This is a genomic window from Nocardia sp. bgisy134, from assembly GCF_057708325.1.
Window position 1 is genome coordinate 57486 of record NZ_JBYIRW010000002.1, and the last position, 17273, is coordinate 74758.

17 protein-coding genes and 1 pseudogene are annotated in these 17273 nt (G+C 68.7%); 11 read left to right on the forward strand and 7 right to left on the reverse strand.

The features are described from left to right. The first annotated feature begins 1 nt into the window (after position 1). From cydB to AC3ERS_RS04290, 5 genes are all read left to right on the forward strand, one after another. Positions 2-1033, forward strand: a complete 1032-nt coding sequence (gene cydB, locus AC3ERS_RS04270) for a cytochrome d ubiquinol oxidase subunit II (protein WP_431963703.1) — start codon at positions 2-4, stop codon at positions 1031-1033. A gap of 6 nt (positions 1034-1039) precedes the next feature. Then, positions 1040-2962: an ABC transporter ATP-binding protein/permease gene (locus AC3ERS_RS04275; RefSeq protein WP_431963705.1), complete on the forward strand. Its 1923-nt coding sequence runs from the start codon at positions 1040-1042 to the stop codon at positions 2960-2962. 112 nt (positions 2963-3074) lie between these two features. Further along, positions 3075-4739: an ATP-binding cassette domain-containing protein gene (locus AC3ERS_RS04280; protein ID WP_431963707.1), complete on the forward strand. Its 1665-nt coding sequence runs from the start codon at positions 3075-3077 to the stop codon at positions 4737-4739. A gap of 285 nt (positions 4740-5024) precedes the next feature. Continuing rightward, positions 5025-5369, forward strand: coding sequence for a Uma2 family endonuclease (locus AC3ERS_RS04285; RefSeq protein WP_431963709.1), 345 nt, complete (start codon positions 5025-5027; stop codon positions 5367-5369). After that, a complete protein-coding gene (locus AC3ERS_RS04290; RefSeq protein WP_431963711.1) occupies positions 5312-5611 on the forward strand; it encodes a Uma2 family endonuclease in 300 nt (99 codons plus the stop codon). The genes AC3ERS_RS04285 and AC3ERS_RS04290 overlap by 58 nt, the downstream gene beginning before the upstream one ends. Positions 5612-5689: 78 nt before the next feature. Here the strand turns inward: AC3ERS_RS04290 and AC3ERS_RS04295 are convergent, their stop codons facing one another. From AC3ERS_RS04295 to AC3ERS_RS04320, 6 genes and pseudogenes are all read right to left on the reverse strand, one after another. Next, positions 5690-6418, reverse strand: a complete 729-nt coding sequence (locus AC3ERS_RS04295; protein WP_431963713.1) for a heme-binding beta-barrel domain-containing protein — start codon at positions 6416-6418, stop codon at positions 5690-5692. Between the two features lie 183 nt (positions 6419-6601). Next, positions 6602-6907: a DUF1416 domain-containing protein gene (locus AC3ERS_RS04300; protein WP_431963715.1), complete on the reverse strand. Its 306-nt coding sequence runs from the start codon at positions 6905-6907 to the stop codon at positions 6602-6604. A 5-nt stretch (positions 6908-6912) separates the two neighbouring features. Then, positions 6913-7746, reverse strand: coding sequence for a sulfurtransferase (locus AC3ERS_RS04305; RefSeq protein ID WP_431963717.1), 834 nt, complete (start codon positions 7744-7746; stop codon positions 6913-6915). A 128-nt stretch (positions 7747-7874) separates the two neighbouring features. Then, positions 7875-8348: pseudogene (locus AC3ERS_RS04310) on the reverse strand (DUF4395 domain-containing protein); the annotation flags it as partial. 280 nt (positions 8349-8628) lie between these two features. Then, positions 8629-9078 (reverse strand): thioredoxin family protein, encoded by a 450-nt coding sequence (locus AC3ERS_RS04315; protein WP_431963719.1) that lies wholly within the window; start codon positions 9076-9078, stop codon positions 8629-8631. Then, positions 9075-9887 (reverse strand): LmeA family phospholipid-binding protein, encoded by an 813-nt coding sequence (locus AC3ERS_RS04320; RefSeq protein ID WP_431963721.1) that lies wholly within the window; start codon positions 9885-9887, stop codon positions 9075-9077. The genes AC3ERS_RS04315 and AC3ERS_RS04320 overlap by 4 nt, the downstream gene beginning before the upstream one ends. Positions 9888-10072: 185 nt before the next feature. Here AC3ERS_RS04320 and AC3ERS_RS04325 point away from each other — a divergent pair, with 185 nt between their 5' ends. The 6 genes from AC3ERS_RS04325 (at position 10073) to pstB (ending at position 16090) form a co-directional block, all read left to right on the forward strand. After that, positions 10073-10834 (forward strand): winged helix-turn-helix transcriptional regulator, encoded by a 762-nt coding sequence (locus AC3ERS_RS04325; RefSeq protein WP_431963723.1) that lies wholly within the window; start codon positions 10073-10075, stop codon positions 10832-10834. A gap of 129 nt (positions 10835-10963) precedes the next feature. Further along, positions 10964-11878 carry a mycothiol synthase gene (gene mshD / locus AC3ERS_RS04330; RefSeq protein ID WP_431963725.1) on the forward strand — a complete coding sequence of 305 codons (915 nt, stop codon included), beginning with the start codon at positions 10964-10966 and terminating at the stop codon, positions 11876-11878. Positions 11879-12214: 336 nt separating this feature from the next. Further along, complete coding sequence (gene pstS / locus AC3ERS_RS04335; protein WP_431963727.1) at positions 12215-13327, forward strand: phosphate ABC transporter substrate-binding protein PstS; 1113 nt, start codon at positions 12215-12217, stop codon at positions 13325-13327. 88 nt (positions 13328-13415) lie between these two features. Continuing rightward, positions 13416-14390, forward strand: coding sequence for a phosphate ABC transporter permease subunit PstC (pstC, locus tag AC3ERS_RS04340; RefSeq protein WP_431963729.1), 975 nt, complete (start codon positions 13416-13418; stop codon positions 14388-14390). Beyond that, complete coding sequence (gene pstA, locus AC3ERS_RS04345) at positions 14390-15295, forward strand: phosphate ABC transporter permease PstA (protein WP_431963731.1); 906 nt, start codon at positions 14390-14392, stop codon at positions 15293-15295. The genes pstC and pstA overlap by 1 nt, the downstream gene beginning before the upstream one ends. A gap of 18 nt (positions 15296-15313) precedes the next feature. After that, complete coding sequence (gene pstB, locus AC3ERS_RS04350; protein WP_067790438.1) at positions 15314-16090, forward strand: phosphate ABC transporter ATP-binding protein PstB; 777 nt, start codon at positions 15314-15316, stop codon at positions 16088-16090. A gap of 281 nt (positions 16091-16371) precedes the next feature. On the opposite strand, the gene phoU is transcribed toward pstB, so the two are convergent. Next, entirely contained in the window at positions 16372-17034 is a 663-nt protein-coding gene (gene phoU, locus AC3ERS_RS04355) for a phosphate signaling complex protein PhoU (protein ID WP_431963734.1), read from the reverse strand. Positions 17035-17273 lie beyond the last annotated feature (239 nt).

Genomic DNA, 17273 nt, shown 5'->3' on the forward strand with positions numbered 1-17273 from the left:
GATGAGTCTGCAAGAGTTCTGGTTCGTTCTGATCGGCGTCCTGTTCACCGGCTACTTCGTGCTGGAGGGTTTCGACTTCGGCGTCGGCATGCTGATGCCGGTCCTCGGCAAGGGCAGCGACACCAGGCGGCGCGTGGTGCTCAACACCATCGGCCCGGTGTGGGACGGCAACGAGGTGTGGCTGATCACCGCGGCGGGCGCGATGTTCGCGGCGTTCCCCGAGTGGTACGCCAGCCTGTTCTCCGGGTTCTACTTCGTGCTGCTGCTGATCCTCGTCGCGCTGATCCTGCGCATCTGCGCCATCGAATACCGCGCCAAGATCGACGATCCCGCCTGGCGGGCCCGCTGCGACATCGGCATCGGCATCGGGTCCTGGGTGCCCGCGCTCGCGTGGGGCTGGGTGTTCGCCAACATCGTGCGCGGGGTGCCGCTGGACGCGGACAAGCAGATCACCGGCTCGGCGGCGGATCTGTTCAGCCCGTACGCCCTGCTCGGCGCGCTGACCACCGGCCTGCTGTTCCTGCTGCACGGCGCGATCTTCGTCGGCCTCAAGACCGGTGGCGAGGTGCGGGCCGACGCGGTGCGCCTCGCGCGGCTGCTGCTCGCCCCGACCGCGCTCGTCGTCGCCGGGTTCGGCGTCTGGACGCAGCTGGCCTACGGCGCCGGGTGGACCTGGATTCCGTTGGGGGTCGCGGTGCTCGGATTGGCTGCCGCGGCCGTCGCCGTGTTCGCCGAACGCGACGGGTGGGCGTTCACCGGAACGACCTTCGCCATCGGTGCCGCGACGGTGCTGCTGTTCGGCTCGCTGTTCCCGAATGTGCTGCCCTCCACCATCGGTGACGCGTTCCACCTCACCATCGACAACGCCTCCTCGACGCCGTACACGCTGAAGGTGATGAGCTGGGCGGCGGTGATCGTCACGCCGGTGGTGCTCGGCTACCAGGGGTGGACCTACTGGGTGTTCCGCAAACGCCTGACGGTGGAGCAGATTCCGGCGCACACCGGACTGCCGCTGGGGCCAGTGAAGGACTGATCGGCCATGGCACGTCCACCCGTCGACCCGCGCCTGTGGCGGTATGCCCGCTCGGCCCGCAGGTATCTGGTGCTGAGCGTCGGGTTGTCCGTGGTGATCACGGTGTCGATCGTGGTCACCGCGGTGACGCTGGCCAGGGTGCTGGCAGGCGTCGTCACCGACCCCGGTGCGCGCGGATTCGGTTCGTGGACGGTGGAAATCGCGGTGCTGGCCGGCTCGATCGGCGCGCGGGTGCTGGCCACCTGGGTGCAGGCCAGGGTGGCGCACCGAGCCGGGGCGGACGTGGTCGCCGAGCTCGAGACCGAAGTGCTGGCAGCGGGCGCCCGGCTGACTCCGCGCGAAGTGGAGAGCCGGAGAACCGAACTCGCGGTGGTGGTCGGCACGGGTCTGTCCGGGTTGCGCGGGTATCTGAGCGGTTACCTGCCCGCGCTGCTGCTCGCGGTGCTGGTGCCGCCGATCGTGTTGCTGGTCATCGCGATGCACGACCCGGTGTCCGGTGGGATCGCGCTGGTCACGTTGCCGCTGATTCCGATCTTCATGGTGCTGATCGGGTTGCTCACGCAGGGGCGCGCGGCGGCGACGCTGGAGGCGACGACGCGGTTGTCGGATCAGCTGCTCGATCTGTTCGCCGGGATGCCGACGCTGCGCGCGCTGGGGCGGGAGGCGGGTACGGACACCGCTGCCGCACGGTTCGATTCCGCAGCCGAACGTGGGGTGGCGGCGCAGGCCCGCACCATGGAACACCGTGTGCGCGAACTCGGCGACGCCCTGCGTTCGCGCACGATGCGCGCTTTGCGGATCGCGTTCCTGTCCTCGATGGTGCTGGAGTTGCTCGCGACGCTGAGCGTGGCGTTGATCGCGGTATCCATCGGCCTGCGCCTGGTCTACGGCGGGATGAGCCTCTACGCCGGACTGGTCGCGCTCATTCTCGCGCCCGAGGTGTACCTGCCGTTGCGGATGGTGGGCGAGCGTTTCCACGCGGCCCAGGACGGGATGGCGGCGGCCGACAAGGCGTTCGCGATTCTGGAGCCGGGTAAAGCAATTGCCGACCGTCCGGCGGCGGCGAGCGGCGCGCGTGACCGACGGGGGGAATCGGTCCCCGGGTCGGCGGTCGAACGTCCGGCGGACGATGCTGCCGAGGGTTGGGCGGCTACCGGCGGCGCTGCGAGCCCGGACCCGCGGAGTGCGGGCGGGGAATGCGAGCCGGAATCGCGCACCGGCGCGGCAGGCGATCGTAAGCCGCTCGGTCGCATCGAGATTCGTGAACTGAGCGTCGCGGCTCGGGACGGCTTGGCTCCGGAGGGGCTGTCCGCGGTGTTGCGTCCTGGCGCGGTGACCGTGTTGACCGGGCCCAATGGCAGCGGGAAGTCGACGGCGCTGCTCGCGCTGCTCGGGCTCGTGGCACCGGAGCGCGGGCGCGTGCTCGTCGACGGAACCGATGTGCGTGAGCTGGACGCCGAGTCGTGGTGGGCGCGGGTGGCTTGGCTGCCGCAGCGGCCGGTGCTGGTGCCGGGCACGTTGCGGGAGAACCTGGAACTGCTCGGCGCGCGGGCCGCCGCCGACGCGGATCGCGGGGCGGGCCTCGAAGCCGCCTGCGCAGCCACCGGATTCGACGCCGTCCTGGACGAGCTGCCGCAGCGCTGGGACACCGTCGTCGGCGCGGGCGGCACCGGTCTGTCGCTGGGGCAACGCCAGCGCCTCGCACTGACCAGGGTGCTCGCCGCCGACCGTCCGGTGCTTCTGCTGGACGAGCCGACCGCGCATCTCGACGCGGCGAGCGAGTCCGCGGTACTCGCCGCACTCCAGGCCAAGGCCCGCGCCGGAGCCACGGTCGTCGTCGTCGGTCACCGCCCTGCTGTCCTGGCCGCAGGCGATTACGTTGTGCCCGTGCGCGCCTCGACCCTCGATGTGGCGGTGAGCGGGTCATGAGGACCGCGCGCGCCTTGGTCGTCGTCATCGGTCATCGCCCCACGGTCCTGGCCGCCGCCGATTGCGCTGTGCCCCTGTGTGCCACGACATGCGACGAGGCGGTGAGCCGGTCATGAGTACGCAGAGCGTGCGTGACGATTTCCGCAAGATGTGGGATCTGCTGGCGCTGTCGCCCTGGCGGGTGGCGGTGGCGGTCGGCTGGGGCGTGCTGGCGCTGGGGAGCGGACTCGGGTTGGCGGCCTTGGCCGCGTGGCTGATCGCACGGGCGTGGCAGATGCCGCCGGTGCTCGACCTCAGCGTCGCGGTGGTTTCGGTGCGGGCGCTCGGCATCTCGCGTGGCCTGTGCCGGTACCTGGAAAGGCTTGCGACGCACGATGTCGCGCTGCGGTCGATGACGACCGCGCGCACGAGCGTCTACCGCACGCTGGCGGGCTCGGATGTGTGGTTGCGCCGGGCGCGGACCGCATCGGGGGACACGGGGCCGGAGAGCGCGGCACGGTTGCGGCGCGGCGATCTGCTCGTCCGCATCGGCAGCGATATCGATGATCTCGGCGCGGTGGTCGTGCGCGCGCTGGTGCCGATCGCCGTCGCGATCGTCCTGGCTTTCGCCGCGATCGGGTTGCTGGCCACGATTTCCGTTGCGGCCGCCGTGATTCTGGCCGCGGCGCTCTGGGTTTCCGGCATCCTCGCGCCCTGGCTCTCGGCGCGGGCCGCGCGCGAGGCGGAGACCGCGGTGCGCGCCGACCGTGCCGAATTCACCGCGCAGGCGCTCACCGTGCTGGACCACGCGGCCGAGCTGCGCGTCGCCGGGCGGCTGGACGCGGCGCTGACGGCCGCGAAGGAGGCGGGCAAGCGCGCGGTCGCCGCCGAGGACAAGGCCGCGTCCCACACCGCGTCGGCGGCCGCGGCGACCCCGCTCGCCATCGGCGCGAGCGTGCTGGGCGCCCTGCTCATCGGCATCGTGGCCTACGGACCGAACGGCGGTGCGCCCGGCGCCATGACGCCGATGGCGCTCACCATCCTGGTGCTGCTGCCGCTCTCCGCCTTCGAAGCGGTCGGTCCGCTGCCCGCCGCCGCGCAGGCCATCACCACCGCGCGAGCCGCACTGCGCAGGCTCTCCGCCGCCGAGGCCGCCGACCCGTACCGGGAAGCCGGTCTGCCGCGCGAGTTGCCCGAGCTGCCCGCGGGACGCCGCATCGCCGTCGTCGGGCCGAGCGGGGCAGGCAAGACCACGCTGCTCATGTCCTGGGCCGGTCTCTTCGACACCCCGCGGCCCGACACCACGTTCTTCGCCGAGGACGCCCACCTCTTCGGCACCAGCGTGCTGGAGAACCTGCGCGTGGCGCGCGGCGACATCACCGAAGCGGAAGCGGAGCAGGCGCTGCGCGCGGTCGGTCTGGGCGACTGGCTGGATTCGCTCGCCGGCGGGTTGCACACCGAACTGGTCGGCGGCGCGGCCGCGGTCTCCGGGGGACAGCGCCGCCGCATCCTGCTCGCCCGGGCACTGCTCGCGCCTGCCAAGGTGCTGTTGCTCGACGAACCGACCGAACACCTCGAGGCAGAGGCCGGCGCGGATCTCCTGCGCGCGTTGCTCGACCCCGTTGGCGGACCGGTCGATCCGGATCGGACGGTGGTGGTCGTCACCCATCAGCTGCCCGCCGGGCATCGGGCCGACGCGATCGTGCACGTCGACGCATCGGCCCAGGTCACGATCGAATATCCGGCCCGCAACGGCGCCGTTTCCGCCCCGCGCGAAATTCCGTTGCCGACCTGCTGATCCTTCGATAGTTTCGTCAGTACACAGGAAGGAGGTGGTTCGAAGAATGAGTAATTCCAGGACACGTGAGGTGGCTGTCCGCTAGCGCCGCCGCTGCAGGTGGTATCCGCCCGCGCGACCGCTGAGCGAATACCAGGCAGCCACCCGACCCCCGAGCCCCCGGTCCTGTCCGACCGGGACCCGTGCAGGTTACCGAACCCGCACCGGTACGGCTCGGGGGTCGTTCCTTTTCCAGGGGCGGACTTTCCGACCGGATCGCCCCGGACGAATCGCTAGGCTGCGACGATGGCCGTCGAACCGCTCCCGGACTGGGCGATTCCGCCCGCAGGTGGTTTCACCATCGAGAAGTTTCTGAGTCTGCGGGGGCTCCCGAAGCACACCGAGCTGATCGACGGAAGTCTCGTTTTCGCGAGCCCGCAGCGGAAGTGGCACCGGCAGGCAATCGACTTCCTTCAGCGAGAACTCGACCTCCAAGCACCGCCGCAGCTACGAGCCGACCGTGAGATGGCAGTCAAGCTCGGAAAGCGACAGATGCCGGAGCCGGACGTCATCGTGGTGACACTCGCGAGGCGATGGACCGTGCGGACCCGGACACCTACTACTTCGCAGACGATCTGGCCTTGGCCGTAGAAGTGGTCTCTCCGGACTCCGAAGAGCGTGACCGCGAAACGAAGCCGTTCAAGTACGCCAAGGCGGGGATTCCGCACTACTGGAGGGTCGAGCAAGGAGACGGCACCGTCGTGGTGTATGTCTACGAGCTCGATCCAGCCACGAGTCGCTATGTCCCCACAGGGATCTTCCATGACCGGCTGAAGGTCAGCGTGCCGTTCCCTATCGATATCGATTTGACCGCGATCGGAGAGCGGGGCTGAAAGATGCGCTCGCTGCGATGACGGACGAGTGACCGCGTCTCCGGTCGAAGGCGGCGACCGGAGACGCGAGAGGTCGGTCTACCCGATGTAGCGCTGGAGGCGGGCGGAGAGGCGGGGTTCGAGGGGGCCGTCGGCTACCACGCGTTCTTCGACGTAGGCGAGGTCGCCGGCTTCGATGATGCCGTAGAGGCGCTTGGCGCCGCCGACGACGATGCCGGACTGACTGCGGATGACCACGTCGGTGGCCAACTCCCAGGAGGACTGGGTGAGCGCGGTGCCGTAGAAGAGTTCGACGATGCCGGAGCTGTGCGTCAGCAGCAGTTCGATGACCTCGTCGTTGCCGTCGATGCCGACCCGCCAGAAGCCGGTCTCGCGCAGATCGGGCCCGCCGTAGCTGCCGTCTGTCTCGATGATCCAGGAACGGGCGTCCCAGGAGAGGTAGTCGCCGCCGTCGTGCGAGACGACGATCTGCTGGCCGAAGCGGTAGTCCCCGCGCTCGGGGTCGTTGCCCTCGCCTTCGCCGCGCCAGACGCCGACCATGGGCAGCAGCGCGAGCATGGACGCGCTGAGGTCCGGCCCGAGTCGCAGGTTCGCGGTGTCCTCGGGCAGCGGCAGATCCGGCAGTACCGGAATGTTGCGGGCGCCGGTCGATTTCGCGCGCTCGGCGGCCTCGGCCACGGCCTGGTCGCCGCTGCGCCGGGCGCCCGCGTCGTCACCACGCTTCGGCCCGTTGGCGGGAGCGCTGCCGTTCATCTGTTCACTCGCTCGCTCGGCCGAATCGGAACCTTCGCTCGCGAGGTCGCTCATGACTCGGTGAACAGCCGGTAGAAGACGTACAGACCGAACCAGCCGATCAGCACGGACACCAGGACCAGCAGAATTTCGAAGAAGAGGACCACGTCTCGGAGTCTAACGAGCGCCGCTCCGGGCAACGCAACGGCCCCGGAGCTTCCGCGGGGGAAGCGCCGGGGCCGTTGGGGTTCGAGCGCCTTACTTGGCGACCGCGACGTCCACTGCGTGGATGCCCGCGCCCTCGGGGCTGACCTCGGCCGAGCCGTTGCCCGCGGAGGACAGCGCACGGACGGTCCACGAGCCCGGAGCCGCGAAGAACCGGAAGTCACCGGTGCCGGAGGCGACGACCTCGGCGGTGAAGTCACCGTTGCCGTCGAGCAGCCGCACGAACGCGCCGCCGACCGGCTGACCGTCGGTGCTCAGGACGCGGCCGGTGATGACCGTCTCCTTCTCCACGTCGACGCCTGCGGGGATGGCCTGACCCTGGGTAGGTGCTGCACACATGTTGATTACGCTCCCAACTCGATCGGTGCACCGACGAGGGAGCCGTACTCGGTCCAGCTCCCGTCGTAGTTCTTGACGTTCTGGTGGCCGAGCAGCTCCTGCAGCACGAACCAGGTGTGCGAGGAACGCTCGCCGATGCGGCAGTAGGCGATGGTGTCCTTCTCGCCGTCCAGACCGGCTTCCTTGTAGATCTCGGTGAGCTCGGCGTCGGACTTGAAGGTGCCGTCCTCGTTGGCCGCCTTGCTCCACGGCACGTTGATCGCGCCGGGGATGTGGCCGGGACGCTGGCTCTGCTCCTGCGGCAGGTGCGCGGGAGCGAGGATCTTGCCGGAGAACTCGTCAGGCGAACGCACGTCGACCAGGTTCTTGGCGCCGATGGCCGCGATGACCTCGTCGCGGAACGCGCGGATCGTCAGGTCGGGCGCCGCCGCCTTGTACTGGGTGGCGGGACGGTTCACGGCCTCGATGGACAGCGGACGGCCGTCCAGCTCCCACTTCTTGCGGCCGCCGTCGAGCAGCTTGACGTTGTTGTGGCCGTACAGCTTGAAGTACCAGTACGCGTACGCGGCGAACCAGTTGTTGTTGCCGCCGTAGAGGACGACCTCGTCGTCGTTCGCGATGCCCCGCGCCGAGAGCAGATCGGAGAACTGCTCCTGGTTCACGAAGTCACGACGAACCTGATCCTGCAGGTCCTTCTTCCAATCGAGCCGGACGGCGCCCTCGATGTGGCCGCCATCGTAGGCGGAGGTGTCCTCATCGACCTCGACGAAGACGACGCCGGGGGCGTTGAGGTTCTCTTCGGCCCAGTCCACGGAGACCAGGACATCGGAGCGAGCCATTGTTTTCCTTTCAGAGATGACTTGCAGGGTCAGTTCGATGCCGGGGCCCCGGCGGGAGCGTTGGGCCCGGAGGCGGAAGCGCGCGTAACCACGGAGGGCTCGCGGACGCCGCCATGGACTCTGTTCCGGCGGAGGCGGGCGACCAGCGGGTAGATCTGGCAACCCAGGCAGATCCCGAACGCCGCGTTCAGGAACGCCGCGAACAGGGCAAAGCCGGCGAACACCACGCCGACGACTGTGGAGCCGAGCGCGAAGCCCAGCAGGCTGACGGCCGCGAACACGAAGCCGAGCAGCTGCGCGAATCGCAGCGGCGGCGTCGGTTCGGTCTCGCTGGTGGGGGCGAGGCGCGGCGCGAGGAAGGTGGCGAAGATGCGGCCGTACGGGTGCTTGCGCGGACCGGCGGCCGCGCCGATCGCGAAGACGACCGCCTGCAGCGCGATCAGGACCGCGGCGACGGTGGGCGAAACGGTCGCGACGAGCAGGACCAGGACGAGGACAGCGGTGGTGACCCAGGCCGCGAAGCGCGGACCGCGCACGTCGACGCGGTCGATTGCGGCGGGAATGACTGATTCTTCGGAAGTGTTCCGGGTTTCGGTGGACATTGTGCGTACTCCTGCGCTGAAAGCGTTGATTGGCTGGAAATTCGCCAGCTCGCCGGGGGATTGACCAATCACTCGCGCGGCGGGCAGCGGTCGGCGTCAGGAAGATCCGGGGACAGCCGACCGATCAGCGGCACAGGCAGCAACAACCACCGAGCCGACACAGATCCACTGTGCGGCGTCGGGTGAGCATCAGCTCGTGGTCGGATTGCACGAAAGGCAGTTTACCCAATTGGGCCGGAGAATTGGACCCGGGGTGCGTCACAGTCGCGGTCCAGCGGCTTTACGACTGGTTTTGCCCCGTCAAGGGGGCCAACGCGGTACGCAGATCGCCGGGCTTGGGCACACCCGAGATGCGGAAGCGCTCGCGGCCCTCGATGTCGAAGACGAACGTGGTCGGCAGCGAAAGCACGTTCAGTTCCTTGGCCAGCGCGGGTTCGGCATCGATGTCGACTTCGATGTCCTGCGGCGGGCGCGGCGTCTCCGCCAGGTCCGTCGCGACTCCGGCAACCACCCGGCGAACCGCGACGCACGGCCCGCACCAGTCGGCGGAGAAGTGCAGCACCGCGGGACCGGACCCGGTCACACCTACCGCGGCGAGCAGGTCGGCGCGCGCGGAGCCGGTCTCGGCGGCGGGCGCGGCGGCGCGCAGCTTGCCTTGGCGGCCGCGCAGCACCAGTCCGACGGCGAGTGCGGTGAGCAGAACGAGAGCGAGAAGTGTGAGTTCGGTCATGGTCTCTGCAGCTGGTCCAGGTCGATCGTCACGTTCTCTCCTTTGCCCTCGACCAAGATCTGCCCGCCCAGCGCGAACACCTTCGTCGGGCGCACGCCGAAGGGCAGGTCCTTCGTATCGATAGTGCGCGTGAAGCGCGCGAGCACCGCGGGCCGGTCGGCCTCGGACACGACGGCGGTGGTGGTCAGGTCGGTATCGCTGCTCCGGTAGAAGCCGGTGGCGACGATCTTGACCTGGTCGCCGTCCAGCGTCAGCTCGGCCTGCACCGCGACCTTGTCACCGCTCTGCGCGCCCGACTTGCCCGGCTGCGCGGTGCTGCCCGGCAGCGTGCCGGTGAGCACGAGCGCGCCCTCGGTGGTCATGCCGGTGCCGCCGGAGCCGCCCGTTCCGTCGGATTTGTCCGCCGGCCGCGAATGCACTTGCAGGTCGGGGATATTGAACAGACGGCCGAGCTCGACCGGCTCGATGCGCATCGCCGCCTGGACCTTCTCCACCGGCACCTTGCGCACAGTGCCGTCGGCCAGGTCGCTCAGGCTCACCCGGACGCCGGTGAGCGTCGCGTCCACCGAGATCTCGCCGGGGATGTCGGGACGGACCGCGGCCGCGCGGATCACCATGCTCTGATAACGCCCGTCGAGCGCCTGGGCGAGAAACGGGAAACCGTGGATGGTCACCTCGGGATCGGCGCTGAGATCGGCCCCCTCACGCAGGGTGCGCGAGACGCGGTACTCCGAGTAGGCGGCGGCACCGAAATCGATGACGACCGCCAAACCCGCGAGACACAGCAGTCCGATGATCAGCTTGCGCATGCCATGAACAGTAATGCGACGGCGCGTTCCGAGTCGCGACGGTCTCGTCGGCGGCACTTCGCTCACCCGGATGGCGAGGTCATCGGGGTTGACGCGCTAATCTTGCACTCGATTACCTGTGTATTAGCGATGCGGCTTCGGCGATGCTGCCGTAGCTTCGGCGCTACGAGATGGGAGGAGGGCTTGTGGAGCTGCTCCTGCTGACCTCCGACCCCAACCCCGAGTCGGTGTTGCCCTCGCTCGCGCTACTCGCGCACAACGTGCGGCCTGCTCCGACCGAGGTGGCGTCGTTGTTGGAGGCGGGCACCGCCGACGTCGCGCTGGTCGATGCCCGCACCGATCTGGCCGCCGCCCGCGGACTGTGCCGCCTGCTCGGCAGCACCGGTTCGTCGGTGCCGGTCGTCGCCGTGCTCACCGAGGGCGGGCTGGTCGCGGTCAACGCGGACTGGGGGCTGGACGACATCCTGCTGCCCGGCACCGGTCCCGCCGAACTGGACGCGCGGCTGCGGTTGCTCGTCGGTCGCAACGGCGGCGTCGCGAGCCCCGAGAACACCGGCAAGATCACCCTGGGCGAGCTCGTCATCGACGAGGGCACCTACACCGCCCGGCTGCGCGGCCGTCCGCTCGACCTCACCTACAAGGAGTTCGAGCTCCTCAAATACCTCGCCCAGCACGCGGGCCGGGTCTTCACCCGCGCCCAGTTGCTGCAGGAGGTGTGGGGCTACGACTTCTTCGGCGGCACGCGCACCGTCGACGTGCACGTCCGTCGTCTGCGCGCCAAGCTCGGCAGTGAGTACGAATCGCTCATCGGCACGGTGCGCAACGTCGGCTACAAGGCGGTCCGCCCGTCGCGCACCGCCACGAAGGGCGAGCCCGTCACGTTCCCCGACGACGACACCGAGGGCGACGACTCCACCCTGACGCCGCTCAACGGCTCGGTGCAGTAGCAAGCACGCGCGGGCCGCCGGAATGCCGGAGCGGCTGTCGGCGCTGACACACTGCGGACGAGAGCGGCGCCGAGCGGGTGCCGCGGGCGATGGCGTACGGAGCGACGCCGGGATGAAAAGGGGCAGGGCATGGTCGACGTGCGATGGGCCGACGAGTTGGATGCCGACACCGCGCGGTCAGTGCGCGAGTTGCTCGGGCGAGCGACCTCCGCCGACGGCGTGGCCCCCGTCTCCGAACAGGCCGTCCTCTCGCTGAACGAGAAGGGCTCGGCGAGGCACCTGCTCGCCGAGCGGGCGGGCGCGATCGTCGGGTACGCCAATCTCGTTCCGGCACACGGGGATCACCCCGCGATGACGGAAGCCGCCGTCGATCCCGGCGCCCGTGGCAGCGGTGTCGGAACCGAACTCGTGCGCGCCGCACTGGCGGAAGGCGGGGCGGGTGCGCGGGTATGGGCGCACGGCGACCGACCCGCGACCAAGGCGGTCGCGGCCCGGCTCGGCCTCGTGACCGCGCGCGAGCTGTGGCAGATGCGACGCCCGTTGGCTACACCCGAGCTACCGGAGCTGACGGTCCAGGACGGGCTCGTCCTGCGCACCTACTCCGGCCCCGCCGACGACGCGGAGCTGCTTCGCGTGAACAACGCCGCGTTCCATTGGCATCCGGAGCAGGGCGGCTGGACCGAACGCGATATCGAGGTACGCCGCGCCGAGCCGTGGTTCGACCCGAAAGGCCTGTTCATCGCCACCGCCTCCGACGACCCCGCCCGCATCCTCGGCTTCCACTGGACCAAGGTGCACCACGAGGAGCGGCCCGCGGTCGGCGAGGTCTACATCGTCGGCATCGATCCCGCCGCCCAGGGCCGCGGCCTCGGCCGCCTGCTCACCCTCGCGGGTCTGCACTACCTGCGCGACTGCGGGCTTCCGGAGGTACTGCTCTATACGGAAGCCGACAACACCGCCGCCGTCCACACCTACACCCGCCTCGGCTTCACCACCGCACACGTCGACGTCGCCTACGCCGCGCAGGAGACCGATCGGAACTGACTCGAACGAAGCGGTTCGCCGCCCGTGGGGGAAGCGAGGCCCAGCGTCGAGGATCTGACGCAATTCGGCCGAAACCCCAACGGCGCATGGCGCGAAAGTGACGACCCGGGGCCGCTCAGTAAAGCTGCGGCAAATGTCACACAAAACAGACCCAATCGCGCCGGGGTGTTCACCTTGCGTTCACTCAGCTTGGTCCAACTGTCAACCGGGCGACTTTACGTTACTTAAGGGCAGTGCAGCCGCTGCCTGGTGCGCAAGTTCCCCGCGAACGGCACCACAACACCCGCCCGGGCCGGTGAGGGACCGGGCGTGTCGGACGCGATTCCCGGAGGAATAGTGAATCTCAAGCGCAGCAGCGCCCTGGTTGGTGTGCTGGCCGTTGTCGCCATGCCCCTTGCCGCCTGTGGCAGCGACGACAACACCACCGGCGACCCGAGCAACGCCGCCAACACCAGCGTCGCCTGCGGCGGCAAGAAGTCGCTGAAGGCCAGTGGCGCTTCCTCCCAGAAGAACGCCATGGAGCGCTTCATCGCCGCCTACGAGGCGAACTGCGACGGCTACACCCTGAACTACACCTCCAGCGGCTCCGGTGCGGGCGTGAACGAGTTCCTCGGCAGCCAGACCGATTTCGGTGGCTCCGACTCGCCGCTGAGCTCGAAGAAGGAAGAGCCCGCCAAGGCTCAGGAGCGCTGCGGCGCGCCGGCGTGGAACCTGCCGACCGTCTTCGGCCCGATCGCGATCACCTACAACATCGACGGCGTCACCGACCTGGTGCTCGACGGCCCGACCGCCGCCAAGGTGTTCAACGGCACCGTCGCCACCTGGGACGCGCCCGAGATCAAGGCGCTCAACCCGAACGCCAAGCTCCCCTCGGAGAAGATCGCCGTGATCTTCCGCTCCGACGAGTCGGGCACCACCGACAACTTCCAGCTCTACCTGGACGCCGCCTCCGACGGCGCGTGGGGCAAGGGCGCGGGCAAGACCTTCAACGGCGGCGTCGGTGAAGGCGCCAAGGGCAACGAGGGCACCTCGGCCGCGATCAAGAGCACCAAGAACTCGATCACCTACAACGAGTGGTCCTTCGCGAAGTCGCAGAACCTCTCCGTCTCGCAGATCGTCACCTCGGCGGGCAAGGACCCGGTGAAGCTGTCGGTCGAGACCGCGGGCAAGGCCATCGACGGCGTGAAGATCAAGGGCGAGGGCAACGACCTCATCCTCGACACCAGCTCGTTCTACAAGCCGACCGCCACGGGCTCCTACCCGATCATGATGGCGACCTACGAGATCGTGTGCTCGAAGTACAGCGACGCCGAGACCGGCAAGGCCGTCAAGGCGTTCCTGACCTCCGCCGTGACCAACGGCCAGAAGGGCCTCGACGAGGGCGGGTACATCCCGATCCCCGAGCAGTTCAAGACCCGCCTGACCACCGCGATCAACGCCATCTCCTGATCGCATAACCATGACCGTGCACCCTGAGGTGACCGCACCGGGCTCGTCGGACTCGACGGGCCCGTCGGCGGCTGGAGATACTGCGCAAATGCCGAGTGATACGAACACCGAGCCGGCCCGGGTGAAGAGCCGTCCGCCCCACAGCCAGCGCGCCGAGGCGATCTTCCACTCGCTCGCGACGGCAGCGGGCGCGATCATCGTCGCGTCCATCGCGTTGATCGCGCTGTTCCTCTTGATTCGCGCAGTGCCTTCGCTCAGGGCCGACCAGGTGAACTTCTTCACCAGCACGGAGTTCAGCACCACCAACGCGGACAACCTGCGGTTCGGCATCCGTGACCTGCTCATGGTCACGGTGCTGAGCTCGATCTTCGCGCTGGCGATCGCGGTGCCGATCGGCGTCGGCATCGCGCTGTTCTTGACCCACTACGCGCCGAAGGCTTTGGCGCGCCCGTTCGCGATGCTGGTCGACCTGCTCGCCGCGGTGCCGTCCATCGTCTTCGGTCTGTGGGGTTTCCTGGTGCTCGCCCCGGAGCTGGAACCGGTGCAGCGCTTCCTGAACGAGAACCTCGGCTGGTTCTTCCTGTTCTCCGACGGCAACGTCTCGATCGCAGGCGGCGGCACGATCTTCACCGCGGGCGTGGTGCTCGCGGTGATGATCCTGCCGATCATCACCTCGGTCTCGCGTGAGGTCTTCAACCTCACCCCGGTCTCGCACATCGAGGCCGCCCAGGCGCTCGGCGCGACCAAGTGGGAGGTCGTGCGGATGACCGTGCTGCCCTACGGGCGCAGCGGTGTGATCGCGGGCTCGATGCTCGGCCTCGGCCGCGCGCTCGGCGAGACCATCGCGGTACTGGTCGTGCTGCGCACCTCGGCACAGGCGGGTGGCTGGTCGCTGTTCGACGGCGGCTACACCTTCGCCTCCAAGATCGCTTCGGCGGCATCGGAATTCAGTTCGCCGCTGCCGACCGGCGCCTACATCGCCGCGGGCTTCGTGCTGTTCGCGCTGACATTCGTGGTCAACGCGCTGGCCCGGCTCGCGGCAGGCGGAAAGGTGAACGGCTGATGGCAACGCTGACGAAGTTCGACCAGCCGGTCAAGGCCCCGACCTTCCGGCACGTGAGCCCCGCCAGGCGGGTGAAGAACCACCTCGCCACCGGCCTGGTCACCGCCTGCTTCGCCATCGCGCTCGTGCCGCTCGGCTGGGTGCTGTGGATGGTGATCAGCAAGGGCATCAGCGCGATCGCCTCCCTCGACTGGTGGCAGAAGTCGCAGAAGGGCATCCTGCCCGATCAGTTCGGTGGCGGCGTCTACCACGCGATCTACGGCACCGTCGTCCAGTCGGCGGTCGCGGCGATCATCGCTGTACCGCTCGGCATCATGGCCGCGGTCTACCTGGTGGAGTACGGCCGTGGCAGGCTCGCCAAGGTCACCACGTTCATGGTCGACATCCTGGCCGGCGTGCCCTCGATCGTCGCGGCGCTCTTCATCTTCGCGCTGTGGATCGCCACGTTCGGCGCCCCGCAGAGCGCCTTCGCGGTGTCGCTGGCGCTGGTGCTGCTGATGCTGCCCGTGGTGGTGCGCAGCACCGAGGAAATGCTGAAGCTGGTGCCCGACGAGTTGCGCGAGGCCTCCTACGCGCTCGGTATTCCCAAGTGGAAGACCATCGTGCGGATCGTCATCCCGACCGCCGCGCCCGGCATGATCAGCGGCACCCTGCTCGCGCTCGCCCGCGTGATGGGTGAGACCGCCCCGGTGCTGGTGCTCGTCGGCTACGCGAAGTCGATCAACACCAACCTCTTCGACGGCAACATGGCCTCGCTGCCGCTGCTGATCTACCAAGAGCTGGCCAACCCCGAGGCCGCGGGCCGCGAACGAGTCTGGGGTGCGGCGCTCACGCTGATCCTGCTCATCGCGCTGCTGTACGCGGCGGCGGCGGTCGTCAACAAGCTGCTCACGCGGAACCGATAGAAGCGAACGGATATTCGGATGGCCAAGCGTATCGACGTCAAAGACCTGAACATCTACTACGGCAAGTTCCACGCGGTTGCCGATGTCTCGCTCACCGTGTTGCCGCGCAGCGTGACCGCCTTCATCGGCCCGTCCGGCTGCGGTAAGTCCACCGTGCTGCGCTCGCTCAACCGCATGCACGAGGTGACCCCGAGCGCGCGCGTCGAGGGCGCGGTGCTGCTGGACGGCGAGGACATCTACGGCGCCACCGTCGACCCGGTCGGCGTGCGCCGCACCATCGGCATGGTGTTCCAGCGGCCGAACCCGTTCCCCACCATGTCGATTCGCGACAACGTGGTGGCCGGGCTGAAGCTGCAGGGCGTGCGCAACAAGAAGGAACTCGACGAGGTCGCCGAGCGCTCGCTGCGCGGCGCCAACCTGTGGAACGAGGTCAAGGACCGCCTCGACAAGCCGGGTGGCGGTCTGTCCGGCGGTCAGCAGCAGCGTCTGTGCATCGCCCGCGCCATCGCGGTCTCGCCCGATGTGCTGCTGATGGACGAGCCGTGTTCGGCGCTCGACCCGATCTCCACGCTCGCGATCGAGGACCTGATCACCGAGCTGAAGAAGGAATTCACGATCGTCATCGTGACGCACAACATGCAGCAGGCCGCGCGTGTGAGCGACCAGACCGGCTTCTTCAACCTGGAGGCCCAGGGCAAGCCGGGCAAGCTGATCGAGATCGACGACACCGAGAAGATCTTCTCCAACCCGGGCCAGAAGGCGACGGAGGACTACATCTCCGGTCGCTTCGGCTAGAAGGCGCAAACGAGAACGGCCCGCGCGAAACTCGCGCGGGCCGTTCTGTCTGTCCTGGTTGGCATGCCCGGCGCCGACCGCTGGCGGCAGGCGTCCTCGCGCGGGGTTCACACGCTTCGCAGACGCCGCAACGTCTGCGAAGCGTGGGAAGAGTGTGCGAGGAACTGATCGAGCTGTATGCAGCTCGGCCCCGGCGTGTTCCGCCGGGGCCCGAGAAGTGCTTGCGATCCGCGGGTGCCCTCTGCTGTTGCCCGGCAGCAGTGCGCGTCGGGCGGCGCGTTTCAGGCTTCGGTGTCGGGGTCTGCGGGGAGCACGCCGGTGACGAGGAAGATTACGCGGCGGCCGATCTCCACCGCGTGGTCGGCGAAACGCTCGTAGTAGCGGCCGAGCAGGGTGACGTCCACCGCCGCGGCGACGCCGTACTTCCAGTCCCGGTCCATCAGCAGGGTGAACAGGTGGCGATGCAGATCGTCCATCGCCTCGTCGTCCTGGTTGAGCTGGGCGGCGCGCTCGGGGTCGCGGGTCTCGAGGACCTCCTTCGCGCCCGCGCCCATGTTCACCGCGATGCGGCCCATCTCGGCGAAGTAGCCGTTCACCGATTCGGGCAGCGCGTGATTCGGATGGCGCCTGCGGGTGACCTTGGCGACGTGCAGGGCAAGCGCACCCATCCGGTTCACGTCCTGCACGATCTGGATGGCGCTGACCACCTGGCGTAGATCGCCCGCGACCGGCGCCTGGAGCGCGAGCAGCGCGAACGCCTTCTCCTCGGCGTCGGTGATCATTTCGGCGATCCGGTCGGACTCGGTGATCACCTGCTCCGCAAGCGAAAGATCGGCCTGCAGCAGCGACTGGGTGGCCCGGTCCATGGCCGTACCCGCGAGACCGGCCATCTCGCCCAGCAGGTGGGCGAGGTCGGCCATTTGCTCGTTGTAGATGACACGCATAAAACCAGACACTAGTTCCCGGCCCTGTCCAAGTCACCAACGGAGGGTGAATGACGGGTGCTACCGGGTCCTCGCAGCTGAGCCCGGACTCGCTCGCGGACGTCGTCGGCGGCGTTCACGTGCGCCAGGTCCGAAGGAAGCGTGACACGTGTCATAGCGTGCGCGTGCACGGGAGTCCGGCGATGAATCGAGCTCGATTACCAGCTGGGGTGCATATTCGATTCGAACCTGGCTCTCAG